This window comes from Paralysiella testudinis, assembly GCF_016894345.1.
Taxonomy (GTDB): domain Bacteria; phylum Pseudomonadota; class Gammaproteobacteria; order Burkholderiales; family Neisseriaceae; genus Paralysiella; species Paralysiella testudinis.
Map to the genome: position 1 here is coordinate 525,889 of NZ_CP069798.1, position 18,035 is coordinate 543,923.

General features: G+C 54.3%; 16 protein-coding genes and 1 pseudogene. 11 read left to right on the forward strand and 6 right to left on the reverse strand.

Features of this window, described 5'->3' with window-relative positions; all coding sequences use genetic code 11:
• The first annotated feature begins 156 nt into the window (after positions 1 to 156).
• Positions 157 to 897 (forward strand): peptidoglycan DD-metalloendopeptidase family protein, encoded by a 741-nt coding sequence (locus JQU52_RS02765; RefSeq protein WP_379060978.1) that lies wholly within the window; start codon positions 157 to 159, stop codon positions 895 to 897.
• A 171-nt stretch (positions 898 to 1,068) separates the two neighbouring features.
• On the opposite strand, the gene adh is transcribed toward JQU52_RS02765, so the two are convergent.
• Positions 1,069 to 2,589, reverse strand: a complete 1,521-nt coding sequence (adh, locus tag JQU52_RS02770; RefSeq protein WP_230339641.1) for an aldehyde dehydrogenase — start codon at positions 2,587 to 2,589, stop codon at positions 1,069 to 1,071.
• A 189-nt stretch (positions 2,590 to 2,778) separates the two neighbouring features.
• On the opposite strand from adh, the gene rsmA reads away from it, so the two are divergent.
• Together rsmA and JQU52_RS02780 are read left to right on the forward strand one after the other, a co-directional pair.
• Positions 2,779 to 3,558, forward strand: a complete 780-nt coding sequence (rsmA, locus tag JQU52_RS02775; RefSeq protein WP_230339642.1) for a 16S rRNA (adenine(1518)-N(6)/adenine(1519)-N(6))-dimethyltransferase RsmA — start codon at positions 2,779 to 2,781, stop codon at positions 3,556 to 3,558.
• Between the two features lie 76 nt (positions 3,559 to 3,634).
• Complete coding sequence (locus JQU52_RS02780) at positions 3,635 to 4,363, forward strand: amino acid ABC transporter ATP-binding protein (protein ID WP_230339643.1); 729 nt, start codon at positions 3,635 to 3,637, stop codon at positions 4,361 to 4,363.
• Positions 4,364 to 4,506: 143 nt separating this feature from the next.
• Here JQU52_RS02780 and recQ read toward each other — a convergent pair.
• A pseudogene (recQ, locus tag JQU52_RS02785) lies at positions 4,507 to 6,282 on the reverse strand (DNA helicase RecQ); the annotation flags it as partial.
• 215 nt (positions 6,283 to 6,497) lie between these two features.
• Between recQ and JQU52_RS02790 the strand changes: the two are divergent.
• The 3 genes from JQU52_RS02790 to JQU52_RS02800 all read left to right on the forward strand — a co-directional run bounded on the left by JQU52_RS02790 (position 6,498) and on the right by JQU52_RS02800 (position 8,977).
• Entirely contained in the window at positions 6,498 to 6,944 is a 447-nt protein-coding gene (locus JQU52_RS02790; protein ID WP_230339644.1) for a surface-adhesin E family protein, read from the forward strand.
• Between the two features lie 74 nt (positions 6,945 to 7,018).
• On the forward strand, positions 7,019 to 7,345 hold the full coding sequence (locus tag JQU52_RS02795) for a hypothetical protein (protein ID WP_230339645.1): 327 nt from the start codon (positions 7,019 to 7,021) through the stop codon (positions 7,343 to 7,345).
• A 93-nt stretch (positions 7,346 to 7,438) separates the two neighbouring features.
• Positions 7,439 to 8,977 carry a class I SAM-dependent methyltransferase gene (locus tag JQU52_RS02800; protein WP_230339646.1) on the forward strand — a complete coding sequence of 513 codons (1,539 nt, stop codon included), beginning with the start codon at positions 7,439 to 7,441 and terminating at the stop codon, positions 8,975 to 8,977.
• A gap of 246 nt (positions 8,978 to 9,223) precedes the next feature.
• Here the strand turns inward: JQU52_RS02800 and JQU52_RS02805 are convergent, their stop codons facing one another.
• Both JQU52_RS02805 and JQU52_RS02810 read right to left on the reverse strand, forming a co-directional pair.
• The gene (locus JQU52_RS02805; protein ID WP_230339647.1) at positions 9,224 to 10,153 is read right to left on the reverse strand and encodes a LysR family transcriptional regulator; all 930 of its coding nucleotides are present in this window, start codon (positions 10,151 to 10,153) and stop codon (positions 9,224 to 9,226) included.
• A gap of 41 nt (positions 10,154 to 10,194) precedes the next feature.
• Positions 10,195 to 10,791: a putative phage abortive infection protein gene (locus JQU52_RS02810; protein WP_230339648.1), complete on the reverse strand. Its 597-nt coding sequence runs from the start codon at positions 10,789 to 10,791 to the stop codon at positions 10,195 to 10,197.
• A gap of 63 nt (positions 10,792 to 10,854) precedes the next feature.
• On the opposite strand from JQU52_RS02810, the gene JQU52_RS02815 reads away from it, so the two are divergent.
• Both JQU52_RS02815 and JQU52_RS02820 read left to right on the forward strand, forming a co-directional pair.
• The gene (locus tag JQU52_RS02815; RefSeq protein ID WP_230339649.1) at positions 10,855 to 11,364 is read left to right on the forward strand and encodes a hypothetical protein; all 510 of its coding nucleotides are present in this window, start codon (positions 10,855 to 10,857) and stop codon (positions 11,362 to 11,364) included.
• Positions 11,277 to 11,813, forward strand: coding sequence for a DDE-type integrase/transposase/recombinase (locus tag JQU52_RS02820; RefSeq protein ID WP_230338747.1), 537 nt, complete (start codon positions 11,277 to 11,279; stop codon positions 11,811 to 11,813). The genes JQU52_RS02815 and JQU52_RS02820 overlap by 88 nt, the downstream gene beginning before the upstream one ends.
• Here JQU52_RS02820 and JQU52_RS02825 read toward each other — a convergent pair.
• Entirely contained in the window at positions 11,754 to 12,254 is a 501-nt protein-coding gene (locus JQU52_RS02825) for a hypothetical protein (protein ID WP_230339650.1), read from the reverse strand. The two genes, JQU52_RS02820 and JQU52_RS02825, sit on opposite strands and share 60 nt — an antisense overlap.
• Positions 12,255 to 12,593: 339 nt before the next feature.
• Between JQU52_RS02825 and metE the strand changes: the two genes are divergently transcribed.
• The 3 genes from metE (at position 12,594) to fghA (ending at position 16,410) form a co-directional block, all read left to right on the forward strand.
• On the forward strand, positions 12,594 to 14,867 hold the full coding sequence (gene metE / locus JQU52_RS02830) for a 5-methyltetrahydropteroyltriglutamate--homocysteine S-methyltransferase (protein ID WP_230339651.1): 2,274 nt from the start codon (positions 12,594 to 12,596) through the stop codon (positions 14,865 to 14,867).
• Positions 14,868 to 15,045: 178 nt separating this feature from the next.
• Positions 15,046 to 15,546, forward strand: coding sequence for a hypothetical protein (locus JQU52_RS02835; RefSeq protein WP_230339652.1), 501 nt, complete (start codon positions 15,046 to 15,048; stop codon positions 15,544 to 15,546).
• A gap of 21 nt (positions 15,547 to 15,567) precedes the next feature.
• Positions 15,568 to 16,410 carry an S-formylglutathione hydrolase gene (fghA, locus tag JQU52_RS02840; protein ID WP_230339653.1) on the forward strand — a complete coding sequence of 281 codons (843 nt, stop codon included), beginning with the start codon at positions 15,568 to 15,570 and terminating at the stop codon, positions 16,408 to 16,410.
• A gap of 549 nt (positions 16,411 to 16,959) precedes the next feature.
• Here fghA and JQU52_RS02845 read toward each other — a convergent pair.
• Positions 16,960 to 18,033: an MJ1255/VC2487 family glycosyltransferase gene (locus tag JQU52_RS02845; protein WP_230339654.1), complete on the reverse strand. Its 1,074-nt coding sequence runs from the start codon at positions 18,031 to 18,033 to the stop codon at positions 16,960 to 16,962.
• Positions 18,034 to 18,035: the final 2 nt, after the last annotated feature.

Here is an 18,035-nt window from a genome sequence, read left to right on the forward strand (position 1 = left end):
TGTCGGTGATGTTTGTTACCCTTGGCGTTTACTGCAATCTGCTGCAATCCATCCACGATAGCGCAGGCATAAACCAGCGCCGTGCGGATGCTGCCAACTTAATCAATGTCAATCCCGCCCATGGCGAGGCTCTACCCACAAGGAAACCGGATGAAAATGCCCACCACCTGTTGCGCCCATTTAAGTAAACAAGCTGTTTTTCGTTGTGCGGGCGCACTGGCGGCCATCGCCTTATTTTTGAGCGGTTGCGCCGGCGGCGGCGGCACCACACCCGGCCACAGCCCGACGGCTGCCGTGCCCGACGGCCACTACCGCGTACAGCGCGGCGACAATCTTTACCGCATCGGCCTGCGCTTCGGCCAATCGGTGGCCACATTAAGCGCCTGGAACCGCCTAAGCGACCCTAGCCAAATCGAAGTGGGGCAAATTTTGCGCGTGCGCCCGACAGGCAGCACTGCAACACGCGCCACTGCCCAACCCAATACCCGCTCCAGCCAAATCAACAATACCGCTACCGACATCACCCCTGCCAACCGCCTGCAATTCCAATGGCCGGCAAGCGGGCCGATTTTGGCGCAATACAACGGCACCACCCAAAAAGGCATCGACATCGGCGGCAGCCGCGGCACGCCAGTGAAGGCCGCCGCCGACGGCAAGGTGCTGTATGCGGGCAACGAAGTGCGCGGCTACGGCAACCTGATTTTAATCCGCCACAACAGCAGCACCCTCACCGCCTATGCCCACAACGACAGCCTGCGCATACGCAAAGACCAAACCGTGAAAGCGGGCGACACCATTGCCACCATGGGTGACACCGGCACCAACCGCGTGAAGCTGCATTTTGAAATCCGCATCGGTGGCAAGGCGGTTAACCCGCTGCCGTATCTGCCCAAATAGCCTTGTCCGTAGCAAGGTAACGGTTGTGACAGTGGTTTCAGGCTACCTGAAAAATAATTTGTCACGGTCCGTATTTTTCTTTGTGTACGCATCTTCAAGTGCTTAAGCAATATCAAACCTAAAAAAACACCTCCATAGCGGAGGTGTTTGGCCAATATAGCGGTGGCAGGTTTAGAAGAAGCCGAGTTTGCTGGGCGAGTAGCTCACCAGCATACACTTGGTTTGCTGGTAGTGTGCCAGCATCATTTTGTGGTTTTCGCGGCCGATGCCGGATTTTTTGTAGCCGCCGAATGCCGCGTGGGCGGGATAGAGGTGGTAGCAGTTGGTCCACACGCGCCCGGCCTGAATACCGCGACCCATGCGGTAGCAGGTGTTCATGTCGCGGCTCCACACGGCGGCGCCAAGGCCGAAGATGGTGTCGTTGGCAATGGCCAATGCTTCTTCGGCGGTTTTGAAGGTGGTTACCGCCACCACCGGGCCGAAGATTTCTTCTTGGAAAATGCGCATCTGGTTGTTGCCCTTGAACACGGTGGGCTCAATGTAAAAGCCGCCGGCCAAATCGCCGCCTTCGTGGCGCACGCCGCCGCCGGTGAGCACTTCGGCGCCCTCTTCCTGCCCCAGCTTCAGGTAGCCGGTGATTTTGTCGAACTGCTCTTGGCTGGCTTGCGCGCCCACCATGGTGTCGGTGTCGAGCGGGTCGCCCACTTTAATCGCTTTCACCCGCGCCACGGCTTTGGCAATGAATTTTTCGTAAATCGATTCTTCAATCAACACGCGCGAGGGGCAAGTGCACACTTCGCCTTGGTTGAGCGCAAACATGGCAAAGCCTTCCAGGCATTTGTCGAGAAAGTCGTCGTCATCGTCCATCACGTCGGCAAAGAAAATGCTCGGGCTTTTGCCGCCCAATTCCAAAGTTACCGGAATAATGTTTTCGGTGGCATAGCTCATAATCAGGCGGCCGGTGCCGGTTTCGCCGGTAAAGGCCACTTTGCTGATGCGCGAGCTTTGTGCCAAGGGCTTGCCGCACTCCACCCCAAAGCCGTTCACCACATTGAGCACGCCCGGCGGCAGCAAATCGCCGATAATTTCCAGCAAATACAAAATTGATACCGGGGTTTGCTCGGCTGGCTTGAGCACGATGCAGTTGCCCGCCGCCAGCGCCGGTGCCAGCTTCCATGTGGCCATCAGCAAGGGAAAATTCCACGGGATGATTTGCCCCACCACGCCCAGCGGCTCGTGGAAGTGGTAGGCCACGGTGTTGTCGTCGATTTCGGAAATACCGCCTTCTTGCGCACGAATCACCCCGGCAAAATAGCGGAAATGATCCACCGCCAGCGGGATGTCGGCAGCCAAGGTTTCGCGCACGGGTTTGCCGTTTTCCCAGGTTTCGGCCACGGCGATGCGCTCCAGATTTTGCTCAATGCGGTCGGCAATTTTCAGCAAAATGCCGCTGCGCTCGGCTACGCTGGTTTTGCCCCAAGCGGCTTTGGCGGCGTGGGCGGCGTCGAGCGCTTTTTCCACATCGGCCGCTTGCGAGCGCGGCACTTTGGCAAAAGCCTTGCCGGTGATGGGGCAAATGTCGTCAAAATATTCGCCGCCCACCGGCGGCACCCATTGGCCGCCGATGTAGTTTTCGTATTGCGCTTTGAACTGCACGATGCTGCCTTCGGTATTGGGTGCTGCGTATTTCATGCTTTTCTCCTGATGCGGGATTTAAGGTATGGCGATACGGAGGTTAAGGGTTTTACTCTAAAAACGCCATCTGCACTGCAACATCCCTTCAGGCAGCCTGAGATGGATTGATTTTTTTCAGACTGCCTTTCAGGCAGCCTGAAGGCACCAACTGCTTTATAATGCCGCCAATAAACGAGGGAAAATCCGATGAAAGAACACCGCGCCCGCAAACGCTTTGGGCAGAATTTTTTACAAGACACGCGCATTATTCAAGATATTGTCAACGCCGTGCGCCCGCAGCCGGGCGATACGGTGATTGAAATCGGCCCCGGTTTGGCGGCCATCACCGCACCTTTGGCCGCCAAGCTGGATGTGCTGCATGTGGTGGAAATCGACCGCGATATTGTGGCTCGGCTGCAAAAATTGCCGTTTGCCAACAAGCTGGTGATTCACCAAGGCGATGTGTTGCAATTTGACTTTGCCTCGGTGCCGGGCAAGAAAAAAATTGTCGGCAATCTGCCCTATAACATCTCCACGCCCTTGCTGTTCCGCTTCAGCGAAGTGGTGAGCGACATTATCGATATGCACTTTATGCTGCAAAAAGAAGTGGTTGAACGCATGGTGGCGGCTCCCAAAAGCAACGACTATGGCCGCCTAAGCGTGATGTTGCAGTATTTTTTCGATATGGAATGTTTGATTGACGTGCCGCCCGAAGCCTTCGATCCTGCACCCAAAGTGGATTCAGCGGTGGTGCGCATGATTCCGCAAGCCGGGCGCATCGGCACGGCACACGATTTTACCCATTTTGCCCGCTTGGTGAAACAGGCGTTTGCCCAACGGCGCAAAACCATCCGCAATAATCTGAAAGACATCGCCACCGATGCCGACTTGCTGGCAGTAGGCATCGACCCGCAACACCGACCCGAACACATCGAGCCGCAATTGTATGTGGCGCTCAGCAATCTTTTATTGCACAATGCCGCTTAAACACGCCGCGCCCAGAGCCTGTTCACACCTTTCCTGCGGCACACCCACACCGAATACTGAATAAGGAACACAACAGATGATTCAATTCAAAAACGTGCATAAGTGGTTTAAAGACCTGCATGTCATCAACGGCGTTAATCTGGAGGTTAAACAAGGCGAAGTGGTGGTGGTGTGCGGGCCTTCGGGCAGCGGCAAATCCACGCTGATTCGCACCGTAAACCAATTGGAAACCATTCAAGAAGGCGAAATCTGGGTAGACGGCGTTAATGTGGCCGATTCGAAAGCCGACCTAAACAAAGTGCGTGCCGAAGTGGGCTTTGTGTTCCAGCATTTCAATCTGTATCCGCATTTGAGCGTGGTGGAAAACATCATTCTCTCGCCGATGAAAGTGAAAAAACAAAGCCGCGAACAAGCTGAGAAAAAAGCCATGGAGCTGCTGGAGCGTGTGGGGCTGGCGCACAAGCGCGATGCCTTTCCGCAGCAGCTCTCCGGCGGCCAACAGCAACGCGTGGCCATTGCCCGCGGCTTGGCCATGAACCCGCGCGTGATGCTGTTTGATGAGCCTACCTCGGCGCTGGATCCGGAAATGATTGGCGAAGTGCTGAAAGTGATGAAAGACTTGGCGCTCAGCGGCATGACCATGATGGTGGTGACCCACGAAATGGGCTTTGCCCGCGAAGTGGCCGACCGGGTGGTGTTTGTGGATCAAGGCCAGATTGTGGAAGAAGCCGAGCCGGAAGCATTCTTCCTCAATCCGCAACACGACCGCGCCAAGCAGTTTTTGAAACAATTGCTCACCCACTGAGTAGGCGCAACCAAACAAAGCCACGGCATTTTATTAAAGTGCCGTGGCTTTGTTTGTTGTGTTGCGGGCTTGTTCTTAAGGCTGCCTGAAAACAGATTAACCACTCGGCCAGCTTCCATTTAATCCACTTGCGTAATTTCGGCACAAATCCGCAACACATCGGCGCCGAATTTATCGATTTTGGCCTCGCCCATGCCGTAAATCTCGGCCAAATCGGCGTGTTGTTGCGGCGGGTTTTGTACGATGTTTTGCAAGGTGCGGTCGGGGAAGACCACGTAGGCGGGCACGTTGTCTTCGGCCGCGCGCTGTTTGCGCCAGGTGCGCAAGGCTTGCCACAGGCGCTCCTCGCGTTCGGTGCGCAGCCAGCTGTCTTTCAGGGCGGTGGTGCTGGTTTTTTCGCGTTTCAATGGCCGCAGCCACACGGTGGTTTCGCCTTTGAGCACCGCGCGGGCGGCATCGGTGAGCTGCAAGGCCTGGCGGGGCGACAATTCGATGTTCAGGTAGCCCGAGGCGATGCACTGGCGTGCCACACTGCGCCATTCTTTGTCGGATAGTGTGCTGCCGATGCCGAAGGTGGATAATTGCTGGTGTTTGAAGCGCGCTACCCAATCGCTTTCTTTGCCGCGCAGCACATCGATCACATGGCCGGTGGCAAAGGTTTGACCCACGCGGTAGGCACAGGAAAGCAGTTTTTGCGCCAGCTCGGTGCCGTCAAAGCGGGTGGGCGGGTGGCGGCAATTGTCGCAATGGCCGCAAGGCTGGCTGCTTTCGCCGAAATGGTTGAGCAGCAATACGCGGCGGCAGGCGGCGGTTTCGCAAATGGCCAGCATGCTGTCGAGCTTTTGCAGGTCGATTTGTTTTTGTGCTTCGTCGCGCTCGCCTTGTTGGATGCGTTCGCGCAGCAACACCCAGTCGTTCAGCCCGTAGCACAGCCAGCTCACCGCAGGCAGACCGTCGCGCCCGGCACGCCCGCTTTCCTGATAAAAATGCTCCACGCTTTGCGGCATATCCAGATGCGCCACAAAGCGCACATCCGGCTTGTCGATGCCCATGCCGAAGGCCACGGTGGCCACCACAATCACGCCGTCGTCGCGGGTGAAGCGGCGCTGGTTTTCGTTGCGCGTGTCCATGCTCAAGCCGGCATGGTAGGCAATGGCATCCAGGCCGTTTTCGCACAAAAATGCGGCAATGTCTTCCACGCGCTTGCGCGACAGGCAGTAGACAATGCCGCTTTGGCCGGGCATTTGCTTTTGGATAAACTGCAATAGCTGTTTTTTGCCGTTGTTTTTTTCGATCACTTGGTAATCGATATTGGGACGGTCGAAGCTGGCCACAAACACCGGCGCATCGGCTAAGTGCAGGTAATGGATGATATCGGCGCGGGTGGCGTCGTCGGCGGTGGCGGTGAGCGCAATGCGCGGCACGGCGGGGTAGCGCTCGGCCAGCAAGCCCAGCTGTTGGTATTCGGGGCGGAAGTCGTGCCCCCATTGGCTCACGCAATGCGCTTCGTCGATGGCAAACAGGCTGATGCGGATGCGGTCGAGAAAGCGCAAAAAGCGCTCCGACACCAGCCGCTCCGGTGCCACATACAAAAGCTTGAGGCTGCCTGAATCAATATCGGCACTGATTTGGTGCACCGCTTCGGCACTGGTGCCGCTGTGCACGGCGGCGGCGGCCACCCCGGCGGCGGTGAGTGCAGCCACTTGGTCGTTCATCAAGGCAATCAAGGGCGACACCACAATGGCCACGCCCTCGCGCATCAGCGCCGGGATTTGGTAACATAGCGACTTGCCCGCGCCGGTGGGCATCAGCGCCAACAGGCTTTGCCCGGCGGCCAAGGTGTCGACCACGGCGGCTTGCTGCCCGCGAAATTCGGGATAACCGAAAACATCGTGTAGAATCTGCCGTGCGCTCACCACTGAAAACCTGACTGCCGTTGTTAAACCCAGCGCGTATTGTAACCCAGTTTGCCGTATTGCTTGGCTAAGGCTGCCTGAAGCGTAAACCTGTTATTGCAGAACCGGATTCGGCAATCCATTTATGTGTTTCAGGCAGCCTAAACAAAATAGTTTGTAAATGGCTGTTGCTTTATAAGAATGCGTAACTTCAAGTTGATAACTTAAGGATGATAATCATGCACCACCCGCATAAATGCGCCCGCCTGGGCTTATGGATTGGCAGCGCACTGGTTTTGGCCGCCTGCGCCACCGGCAGCGGCCCTAGCGTTAGCGGCAACTGGCAGGAAGTGGGGCTGTCCGGCAGCGGCAATGTGCGCCACGCCATCGACAAAGACAGCATCCGCCGCCAAGGCAATCTGGCCACCTTCCGCGACAAAAAAACCGTGATCGATATGGCGCACGAGCACTACAGCAACACCCCGGCCTATAAAGTGGCGGTAAGCGATTGGGAAATAGACTGCGCCCGCAAAACCTACCGCCTCAGCGCCTTGCAGCTACTGGACACCGGCGGCAAAAACCTCGGCCAATACCGCTACAGCAGCACCGATTTACGCCCGATGGCGGTGGCGCGCGGCAGTGCCACCGAAAAACAGTATGAGCTGGTGTGCGGGCAAAAGCTGTAATCTTATCCGGGCGCCGAAATCATTTCACTATGTTAGGTACAGCTATCTTCACCCATTTGGCAAAGGAAAACCCCATGAACAAATATCTGATCGCCGCACTGGCCGCTTGTTTGTCGGCCTCTGTTTGGGCGGAAAACCCCGCCGATGTGGAATTACTCAGCGCCCAAAAAGCCTATCAGGCTGCCCTAAAAGGCCAAACCGACAGCCAAACCCGCACCACCACCTTGCAAAGCCGTCTACAAGAGGCACAAGCACGACAGGAGCGGGCGCAGGCAGAAGTGACGCGGCTGCAAGCCGAATTAAACCAAGCCGATGCCGAGCGACAACAGGCCGACAGCAGCTTGCAGGCCGCGGGAAGCCGTTTGGATGCGGCTTGGGCTGCCGCACGCGGCACACGTTAATCCCGGCATGCTTCGCCTTCATCTCAGGCTGCCTGAACAGCGGCACCGTTCAGGCAGCCTTGGTGTTTTGATGATTCACAACAGGAGAATCCCATGTCCGCATGGTCAGACGGCTACGTTAGCGACATCAACTATACTTATGGCTATTACACCGAGCTAAACCCCAACCGTGTGGCACTGCCGTTTTTAATGGCCGGGCTGGCGGTGCCGAAAATGGCCGCCGCTTGCGAGCTGGGATTTGGCCAGGGCGTGTCACTCAATGCCCATGCCGCCGCGGGCAGCGCAAATTGGTGGGGCACCGATTTCAACCCCGCTCACGTGGGCTTTGCCCAAGAAATGGCCGCTGTATCCGGCAACGGCGCCCACGTGGTTGATCAGGCTTTTAACGAATTTTGCGCCCGCACCGACTTGCCCGACTTCGATTTTATCGGCCTGCACGGCATCTGGTCGTGGGTATCGCACGAAAACCGCCATATTCTGGTGGACTTTATCCGCCGCAAGCTCAAGGTGGGCGGTGTGCTCTACATCAGCTACAACACCTTGCCCGGCTGGGCCGCCGCCGCGCCGATTCGCCATTTGCTGGCCGAACACGCCCATGTGATGAGCGCACCGGGGCAAGGCATGGTGCAGCGCGTTACCGACTCCGTGGGCTTTACCCGCGAACTGCTGGGTTTGAGCCACCATTACTGCCAGCAAGTGCCCTCTATCCCGCAGCGCATCACCCAAATCGGCGAGCAAAACCCGCATTATCTGGCACACGAATACTTCAACCGCGACTGGCACCCGATGTATTTTGCCGAAATGCAAGACTGGCTGGAAGCGGCCAAACTCAGCTACGCCTGCTCGGCAAATTATCTGGACGACTTCGCTCCCGCGCTGTTTGACCAAGAGCAGCAAGCGTTTTTGGCGCAAATCACCGATGCCTCATTTGCGCAAACCGCCAAAGATTATTTGCTCAACAAGCAGTTCCGCAAAGACTATTGGGTAAAGGGCGCGCGCAAAATCAGCAGTGTGCAGGCCGAACAAAGCTGGCAGCAACTGCGCTTCTTACTGATGACCCCGGCCAACGACATCGCCCTGAACATCAACAGCCACCGCGCCATTACCTTGCTACCCGAAATGTACCAACCCGTGTTGACGGCGCTAGCCGACGGCCAAGTGCATCCCTTTGCCGACTTGGCTGCCGCTGCCGAAGCCACCACACTCAGCCGTGGCCAGCTGTTTGAAATACTGGCCGTGTTACACGCCAAAGGCGATGTGGTGTTGGTGCAGGATGAGGAAACCGTTGCAGCGGCACGCCCACGCTGCCGGGCACTCAACCGCTATTTGCTGCAACTGAGCCGGGTGAGCGGCGACGTACCTTATCTGGTGAGCCCCTTAAGCGGCGGTGCCATCACCTACGACCGCATCAACCAACTGTTTTTGCTGGCCTACAGCGAAGGCAAGAAAAAACCGGCGCAATGGGTCGATTTCGCTTGGCAAGCCTTGCAAGCGCAACAGCAATTGCTGATTCATCAAGGCGAAGTGCTGCAAACCGAAGCCGAAAACCGCACCGAGCTCAAGCGGCTGGCCGCCCATTTTGCCGACAAAGTGCTGCCCACGGCCCTTACTTTGGAGATTGTGGCGGATTAAGCGGATTGATTTTATTAAGCCATTTGGTTTTGTTGTGTTACGCCTTTGGCTAACCCAACTTACGCCGACCTGGCCGCTCCTGCGTAGGTCGGATTCTTGAATCCGACATTTGGCCTTATCGGCGAAAAAGATGAAACAAAACAATCTTGTTCTTTGAGCAAGCGTCGGATTCAAGAATCCGACCTACGGCTGCTACGTCGACTAAACAATTTAAAGGCTGCCTGAAAAGTGAATACCGCAATGTGATTAAGGCTTGCCCAACGGGCTTAGGCCCGGCAATTCGGCAAAGCTGCGTTCGCGCACGATTTGACAGAAATTATCAAGAAAGCTCTTGTCGGCATCGTCTTGGCGCATGGCGGCGTACAGCTCGCTTTGCAGCGGCGTATGACCGATTTGGCGCGCTACCACATAGCCTTTTTCCAGATAAGGCATCACCGTCCAATAGGGCAAGGCAGCAATACCCCGGCGGCTGGCCACCAGCTGGATAATCGCCACGGTGAGCTCGCTGTGGCGGCGTGCCGGGTTAATACCGGCGGGCAGCAGGATTTTGCGCAGCAAATCGAGCATATCGTCGGGCACCGGATAGCTGATTAAGGTTTCGGCGGCAAAGTCGGCAGCCTGCCATACGGCTTTATCGCCCAGCGGGTGGTCTTTGGCGCAAATACCCACCATTTCGTAGGCAAACAGTGGCTGGTAAACAATGCCGTTTTGCGCCGCCGCTTCCGACACAATCGCCAAATCGGCGCGGTGGGTGAGCAGCAGCCCCACCGGATCGGCCTGAAAGCCGGACACAATATCCAGCTCCACCTGCGGCCACAGCGGGCGGAAGGTGTCCATGGCAGGCATCAGCCAGTCAAAACAGGTGTGGCATTCCACCGCCACGCGCAATTCGCCCGCCTCGCCTTCGATAATCTGCGCCATATCGCGTTGGGCAGTGGCCAACAGCGGCGCCAACTCGCGTGCCAATTGCAGCAGCCGCTCACCGGCAGGGGTAAAGCGGATGGGATTGGATTTGCGCTCAAACAAGGGCGTGTCGTAATGCTGCTCCAACGCGCGGATTTGGTGCGACAAGGCCGATTGGGTGAGAAACACCCGCTTGGCCGCCAGCGAAACACTGCCGGTTTCCTGCAAAGCCAGCAGGGTTTTGAGGTGGCGCAGTTCGATAATGGAGTCCATTTTAAAATACCGATTTCCAAAATAAGCTATAAGGATAATATTTATAGACTGTTACTTATTATTTCTTCTAAATTTTTATGTCTTAAATATGCTTTAAGGTATTCGTTTTTATCGAATGCGCTAGGCTTATAACATGTAGTTAGAAAAATCAAAAAAGAATCATAATCGCCTATATCAACATATGACCTAGAATGGTTTTTATCTATAAAAAATAGCGGCATATGTTCCAAAAGTGCATAACGTTCAATTAATTTTTGAAAAAATGCAAACGATTCGGTTTTAGGTCGATAACAATTAATTGCTAATAATTGTAAGATTGAAGAGCTTAAACAGGCTCTTAAAATATTGCTATATTGTTTTTCCTTTAAAGTACATGGAACTCTATCTATGCATATCGTAGTGCAATCAGAGGTATTATTTTTTGCAGAGTGAGTGATGTAGATAAATTTTAACATTTGAAATATTAAAATAAATAATTTTGTAATATCTTCTTCTTTATCTATTTCTTTTTGAATATTCAAAACAATTGATAATTTCAAAGATTTTAATCTTGGCCATTCTAAAGGTATTATATTTTTAATTTTTTTAAAACAAAATTCAAGCTTGGTACTATACAATATTTTTCTTCTATCGGGCATGCCTAAGTGTTTAGTCCCTGAATTTTATGGAGTATCATTACCCCAATTAAAAGAGACCGACTTATGGCAAGCATATTGCATGGTAACGCCAAGACTACGCCTAGAATCAGAAAAGAAATACAAGAGTCTGAAGAGAGCATCGCAGCGTTAGCTAAAAAATACAATATTAATTTCAAAACCGTTCTCTACTGGAAACACGCAGATTCGGTCGAAGATAAAAAGTCCGGCCCCAAAACCCGCCCCAGCGTGTTGACCGAATTGGAGCAGCAGGCAATCTGTACCGTCCGGCGACATCTGCGGCTGTCATTGGACGAGCTGTATATCATCTTCAAGCCCAATATTCCAAAGCTGAGCCGCTCCAATCTGCACCGGTGCTTGCAACATCACGGATTGTCGCGCTTACCCAAGAATGAATCCGATGGCCAAAAAGGTAAAAAACATTCAAACAATATCCGGTTGGCTTTGTCCATATCGACATCACCGAGGTGCGTTGTGAAACCGGCAAGCTGTACCTGTTTGTCGCCATCGACCGCAAAACCAAATATGTTTATGCAGAACTTCATCCGCGTATGACGCAGAAAACCGCCGTTTCTTTTCTGCGCAACCTACAACAAGATTGTGTGTTTAAAATCACCCATATCCTAACGGACAACGGTGCGCAGTTTACCTACAACTTGCTGAGCCAAGCACAACGGCCTGATAAGGAGCATCCGTTTGACGAGCTTTGCCGGCATTTGGGCATTGAGCACCGTACCACGAAATTCCGTCATCCATGGACGAACGGGCAGGTGGAGATTACCAACAAGATGCTGAAAGAGGTAACGGTCAAACGCTTCCACTATGAGCATCCTGACGAACTTAAACGGCACTTGATGGTATTTTTGCTGTATTACAACCATCAACGCCCCTTACGGTCGTTGAAGTACAAAACGCCTTGGCAGGCTTTGGAAGATTGCTATAATCTAGAGCCTGAATTGTTTCGTGAAAATCCATTCCAGAAGATTATGGGTCTTAACACCTAAGCTAAGGCCTAATTGTGGAACTTGCCTTTCGAACACCATGGATAAATCAGTCGAAAATTTATTAATTTGATCAAGCAATGCAAAGAAAGTAGTCTCAAACTGTTGTTGGCTAAAAATTTCGGATTGTTCTACCAAGGCTTTTTCTGAATTTTCTTGTGCTTTAGCACTTCTTTTGAGTTCTTCACGTGTTGCTGCTAGTTCTTGTGCCTGAAGCCGAATAGTTACCAGTAATGCGATTAAGGATGCAAAGCCAAATATAGGATTGATAACCCCGCCCATATAATCACCAAACATGCTCCAGTGCTCAGGGTTATTGCTAATTAATAGTTGATTTTTAAAGCCAAACCAGTATATATAAAACCCTAAAGTAGCTATAAAAATAATAAAACAACAGGCTAAAATTACCCTCAAAAAAACGGGTTTATAATGATTTGAACTCATTAGGCTCACTCCATTTACTACTTCGAAATATTTAGATTAACTTTATGAAGTATTACTTATGCTTTTTACTGCTATCAATTAGACAAATCATTCATATACCCCACACCGCAACAACCACGGCAAAATCAGGGCAAGCCGCAAGCAAAGCATGGTGGGGCGTAGCGGCTGCCTGAAAAGCGTTCAGGCAGCCTGTATCGCGCTTACACCGGCATTATATTAAAATAATTCATACAAACCAGCAAAATTTATCGCTTGCGTGCACTGCACAACTGCCGCACACTGGCCTTAAGTTTATTTTCAAATAAAACCGCCAACAAAACATTGATAAAGGAGCAGTTTATGCACACGTTTCACCTGTCCGGCTACCCGCGCATCGGCGCCAAGCGCGAGCTGAAATTTGCCGTAGAGGCCTTTTGGAAAGGCAACACCAGCGAAGCCGAACTGCAACAAGTGGCCGCCGACATCCGCCGCAGCAACTGGGCCACCCAACAAGCCGCCGGTGCCGATTTGCTGCCGGTGGGCGATTTTTCGTTTTACGACCACGTGCTCGACATACAAGTGGCACTGGGTTGCATTCCGGCGCGTTTCGGTTTTGATGCCGCCACACTCACCCTACCCGAATACTTTCAATTGGCGCGTGGCAATGCCACCCAGTTTGCCATGGAAATGACCAAGTGGTTCGACACCAACTACCACTACATCGTACCCGAATGGCACCCGCAAACCGGCTTTAAAGCTAATAGCAAAAACCTGATTGCCCAAATCAAAGAAGCCCGCGCCCTCGGCCACGACATCAAGCCCACCCTGGTAGGCCCCATCACCTTGTTGTGGCTGGGCAAAGAAAAAGCCGACGGCTTTAACCGCTTGGACTTGCTGCCCAAACTGCTGCCTGAATACCAAAAACTGCTGCGCGAATTGGCCAACGAAGGCGTGGATTGGATTCAAATCGACGAGCCGATTTTGGCCGTGGATGCCGACCAAGCCTGGCTTGATGCCTTTGCGCCCACTTACAAAGAGCTGGCCATCACCGGCACCCGCATTATTTTGGGCACCTACTTTGCCGGCGTGGCCGAGCATGTAGACTTGCTGAAAAACCTGCCGGTACACGGCCTGCACATCGACGGCGTACGCGCCCCCGAGCAGCTGGCCGTATTTGCCCAAGCATGGCCGCAAAACAAAGTATTGTCGGTAGGCCTGATTGACGGGCGCAACGTATGGCGTGCCAACTTAAGCCAAGTTATCGACACCTTGGCACCGCTGAGCGCCAAGCTGGGCAACAATTTGTGGATTGCCCCGAGCTGCTCCTTGCTGCACAGCCCGCAAGACTTGGCCGTAGAAGAAAAGCTGGATGGCGAAATCAAATCGTGGATGGCATTTGCGGCACAAAAACTGGTGGAACTGGGCGTGGTAAAACAAGCGCTGGAACATGGCAAAGACGCAGTTAAAGACGCCTTGGCCGCTTCCGATGCCGCCGCGGCCGACCGCGCCACCAACAAGAAAATCCACAACCAAGCCGTACAAGAGCGCGTAGCCAACCTGCGCCCTGGTGCCGACGCACGCAAATCGCCGTTTGCCCAGCGCATTGAAGCACAGCAAGCGTGGATGAAACTGCCGCTGTTGCCCACCACCACCATCGGCTCCTTCCCGCAAACCAGCGAAATCCGCCAAGCCCGCGCCGCCTTCAAAAAAGGCGACTTGAGCGCCGCCGATTACGAAGCAGCAATGAAAAAAGAAATCGCCTACTGCGTGGAAGAGCAGGAAAAGCTGCAAATCGACGTGCCGGTACACGGCGAAGCCGAGCGCAACGACATGGTGGAATACTTTGGCGAGCAATTGGCCGGCTACTGCTTCAGCCAATTCGGCTGGGTGCAAAGCTACGGCAGCCGCTGCGTGAAACCGCCGATTATTTTCGGTGATGTTTCCCGCCCCAACGCCATGACTGTATTCTGGTCTACCTACGCACAAAGCCTGACCCAGCGCCCGATGAAAGGCATGCTCACCGGCCCGGTAACCATGTTCAAATGGTCGTTTGTGCGCGACGACATTCCGCTGAGCCAAGTGTGCAAACAAATCGCGCTGGCGCTGAACGACGAAGTGCTGGACTTGGAAAAAGCCGGCATCAAAGTGATTCAAATCGACGAACCGGCCATCCGCGAAGCCATGCCGCTGAAAAAAGCGCAATGGGACGAATACCTGGCTTGGGCGTGCGAATCGTTCCGCTTGTCGTCTACCGATGCCGAAGACAGCACCCAGATTCACACCCATATGTGCTACTCCGAGTTTAACGACATTCTGCCCGCCATCGCCTCTATGGATGCCGACGTAATCACCATCGAAACCTCGCGTTCGGATATGGAGCTGCTCACCGCTTTTGGCGACTTCAAATACCCCAACGACATTGGCCCCGGCGTGTACGATATCCACAGCCCGCGCGTGCCCAGCGAAGCCGAAATTGAGCATCTGCTGCGCAAAGCAATTGAAGTGGTGCCGGTGGCGCGTTTGTGGGTCAACCCCGACTGCGGCCTCAAAACCCGCGGCTGGCCGGAAACCATCGCCCAATTGCAGGCCATGATGAACGTAACCCAAAAACTGCGCGCTGAATTGCAAAGCTAAACCTGCGCCGGTTTAAACAAGGCTGCCTGAAAGCTTTACAGAAGCTTTCAGGCAGCCTTGTTTGTATGGTGGGCTTTGTGTAGCGTTGGCTTGTTTTACATTAAACCCAATCCAATGGCATTGGCGCTATAATAAACAGCGTGTCATTACCCTCGTTAATATTAATAAGGAGACTGCTATGGCTTTCCGTACCGAAATCCCCGCTGCGGCGGATATCGAACGCTGGCAAATCGGCAAATGGCTGCCCAACGAATTCACCCCGTGGACCATCGACCGCGAGCGCGAAAGTTATTTGATTTTCCTGCGCAAAGCCCCGGCTTTGGGCGGCATGCCCGAGCGAGAAGACTATTATTTCAGCCATAAAGGCCAAGCCGGGATTATCAGCACCGTGCTGCACTTGGAACACGAAGGCAGCGATTTGGTGTATCACTGGCATTTGGTCAGTAGCCTAGGGCTGGCACATCAGTTTCAAGCGGATGCGCACGTATTGCTGATGGGCACCGGCGGCGACACCCGCCATGCGGGCAATCTGGATAAAGCCGCCGCGGCGGAAACCCTGGCTTGCCTAACCGAAGCGTTCCTGAATTACAAGGCTTGGCTGGGCTTGCGCGATGGCGCCAACCAGCGGGTATTGCTGGATTCGACATCCTTGCTGGGCAACACCGGTGTGGATTTTTAATCTTTATAACGGAATGCGAGTATGAGCGAACTCACCCTGGTTTCACGCAACACCGTGTTTGGCGGCCATCACGAGCGCCATAGCCACCACAGCCGCAGCACCGGCACTGAGATGACTTTTGCCGTGTATCTGCCGCCACGCGCACTGCAAGGCCATGCCGTGCCGGTGCTGTATTGGCTCTCCGGCCTTACCTGCAACGATGAAAACTTCAGCACCAAAGCCGGCGCACAGCGGCTGGCAGCCGAATGGGGCGTGGCGCTGGTGATGCCCGACACCAGCCCGCGCGGTGCCGATGTACCCAACGACGAAGCCTATGATTTGGGGCAGGGCGCCGGTTTTTATGTGAATGCCACCCAAAATCCGTGGGCCGCCAACTACCGCATGTACGACTATGTGGCGCACGAGCTGCCTGCGCTGGTGGAGGCCCATTTCCCGGTAACCCAACAACGCAGCATTTTCGGCCACAGCATGGGCGGCCACGGCGCTTTAATGGTGGCGCTGAAAAACCCCGGCCGCTACGCCGCCGTTTCCGCCTTTGCGCCGATTGTGAACCCCACAGAAACGCCATGGGGGCAAAAAGCGTTTGCGGCTTATTTGGGCGATGATTCGGCCTTATGGGCGGATTACGACAGCACCCTGCTGGTGGCCGCAGCGAACCACAAACTGCCCATTTTGATAGACCAAGGCGATGCCGACAACTTTTATCCGCAACAATTGCAGCCGCAAACCTTTGTCGCCGCCGCCCGCAGCGCCGGCTTTACGGTGGAATTCAACCTGCGCCCGGGCTACGACCACAGCTATTATTTTATCGCCAGCTTTATCGACAGCCATTTTGCCTTCCATGCCGATGCGCTGGGCTTATAAGGCTGCCTGAAAGATAGTCACTTTCAGGCAGCCTTATGCACTCGTATAAAGCGCAGTCATTTACAAACTATTTTGTTCAGGCTACTTGAAACGAAAAATCCGTGCAGCCGCCCCTTGGCGCAGCCGAACGGAACGTGGTTTTGGCGGAAATAAGGGCGGTCCGGAGCGAAGCGACTAGCGCCCGCCGCCAAAAGCATGTGCAGTGAGGGAAGTTTGGCGCAGCCAAACCTGCAACCGGGGTCGCCTTTCTTTGCTTACTTTATTTGGCGAAGCAAAGAAAGTAAGTGGCCGCGCGGCCAGAAAGCGCAAAGTAAAACAATAAGAACATGTATAAAAAAACAGCACTTTTAAAATAATCCGCTTCGTTTTACTTTAGTTTGCCAATGGATTGCCGAATCCAGTTCGGCAATGGCAGTGTTACATTTTAGGTAGCCTTAGATAGGCGGGTGCGTAACTTCAGTCTATTAATTATGAATAAGGCTGCCTGAAAGACATTACTTTCAGGCAGCCTATTTTGATTGGATGGACATCAAAATCGATTCAACCCAATCACACCCAGTTCTGTATCACCGCCGCAGGCTCGGTATCCGCCAGCGCCACATGGCGGCTTTGTTGCCATAAATCGGCCACCAAGGCATGGCTGTTGTGATGGCGGCCTGCCACCAGCCACTGCGCCACCGCGGTGGCCACATCCGGGAACTCGGCTTTGGGCGGTGCCGCTTGCGCCAGCCATGGCTTTAACACCGCATGGTCAAACTGCTTCATCACCGTGGCGCGCCCAAGCTGCTGCAAAATCTGCGCATTCGACCCTTGCTCGATTTGCCGCCGCTGCGGCCGGGTGAGGATTTTTTTGCCCAACACCATCGCCTCGCTGCACAGCCCAAAGCCGCTATTGCACACCACACCGCTGCACGCGGCCAAATCTACTGGGAAGGTGGTGCGGTTCAGCGGCTTGATGGTGAGGTTTTTGTCTGTTACGGTTTGGCGCACGGCGGCGTAAACCACAAAACGCTGCTGCGGCAATTGCTTGAGCCAATGGCGGATAAAATCCGGGTTTTCAAACGGCAGATACACCAACACAAAACCTTCATCGGTGGTGGCGGTGTGGTGGCTGGCGGCAATCAGCGGCGGCAGAATCGGCGCATCAAAATCGGCCCAATGCACACCCAGTTGTACCGGCGCAGGCGCAAAAGTGTGCAAGCACAGCCCCAGCCATGGCGCGCGGGCGGTGCCGGGGATGCGGTGGCGTAAGGCATATTGATGCGCCAGCCCCACCGCCGGCACGCCTTGGCGCTTGGCCGCCCAAGCGCTTACCGGCTCAAAATCGGTGAGCACCAAATCGTAATCGCGCACATTCAGCGCCTGCACATCGCGATAAAAAGCGGCCATATCCGCTTGCCACAGGGTTTGCCCCCATTGTACTGCCCCTTGGCGGTTGGCAAAGGTAAAGCCTTTAAAGCAGCGGTAGCGGCCAAACGGCACCATATCGAAATAAGCATCGCGTGCCCGCCCGCTAAACACAAAATCCACCGTGCAGCCCAAGGCCTGCAAAGCGGGTAACATCACGCGGGCGCGGGTAATGTGGCCGTTGCCGGTGCCCTGCACCCCATACAAAATACGCATTG

What these genes read in the sequence shown, in the direction of transcription:
- JQU52_RS02765 (WP_379060978.1), top strand. Translation starts at nt 157, where the DNA reads ATGCCCACCACCTGTTGCGCCCATTTAAGTAAACAAGCTGTTTTTCGT.
- adh (WP_230339641.1), bottom strand. Translation starts at nt 2,589, where the DNA reads ATGAAATACGCAGCACCCAATACCGAAGGCAGCATCGTGCAGTTCAAA.
- rsmA (WP_230339642.1), top strand. Translation starts at nt 2,779, where the DNA reads ATGAAAGAACACCGCGCCCGCAAACGCTTTGGGCAGAATTTTTTACAA.
- JQU52_RS02780 (WP_230339643.1), top strand. Translation starts at nt 3,635, where the DNA reads ATGATTCAATTCAAAAACGTGCATAAGTGGTTTAAAGACCTGCATGTC.
- JQU52_RS02790 (WP_230339644.1), top strand. Translation starts at nt 6,498, where the DNA reads ATGCACCACCCGCATAAATGCGCCCGCCTGGGCTTATGGATTGGCAGC.
- JQU52_RS02795 (WP_230339645.1), top strand. Translation starts at nt 7,019, where the DNA reads ATGAACAAATATCTGATCGCCGCACTGGCCGCTTGTTTGTCGGCCTCT.
- JQU52_RS02800 (WP_230339646.1), top strand. Translation starts at nt 7,439, where the DNA reads ATGTCCGCATGGTCAGACGGCTACGTTAGCGACATCAACTATACTTAT.
- JQU52_RS02805 (WP_230339647.1), bottom strand. Translation starts at nt 10,153, where the DNA reads ATGGACTCCATTATCGAACTGCGCCACCTCAAAACCCTGCTGGCTTTG.
- JQU52_RS02810 (WP_230339648.1), bottom strand. Translation starts at nt 10,791, where the DNA reads ATGCCCGATAGAAGAAAAATATTGTATAGTACCAAGCTTGAATTTTGT.
- JQU52_RS02815 (WP_230339649.1), top strand. Translation starts at nt 10,855, where the DNA reads ATGGCAAGCATATTGCATGGTAACGCCAAGACTACGCCTAGAATCAGA.
- JQU52_RS02825 (WP_230339650.1), bottom strand. Translation starts at nt 12,254, where the DNA reads ATGAGTTCAAATCATTATAAACCCGTTTTTTTGAGGGTAATTTTAGCC.
- metE (WP_230339651.1), top strand. Translation starts at nt 12,594, where the DNA reads ATGCACACGTTTCACCTGTCCGGCTACCCGCGCATCGGCGCCAAGCGC.
- JQU52_RS02835 (WP_230339652.1), top strand. Translation starts at nt 15,046, where the DNA reads ATGGCTTTCCGTACCGAAATCCCCGCTGCGGCGGATATCGAACGCTGG.
- fghA (WP_230339653.1), top strand. Translation starts at nt 15,568, where the DNA reads ATGAGCGAACTCACCCTGGTTTCACGCAACACCGTGTTTGGCGGCCAT.
- JQU52_RS02845 (WP_230339654.1), bottom strand. Translation starts at nt 18,033, where the DNA reads ATGCGTATTTTGTATGGGGTGCAGGGCACCGGCAACGGCCACATTACC.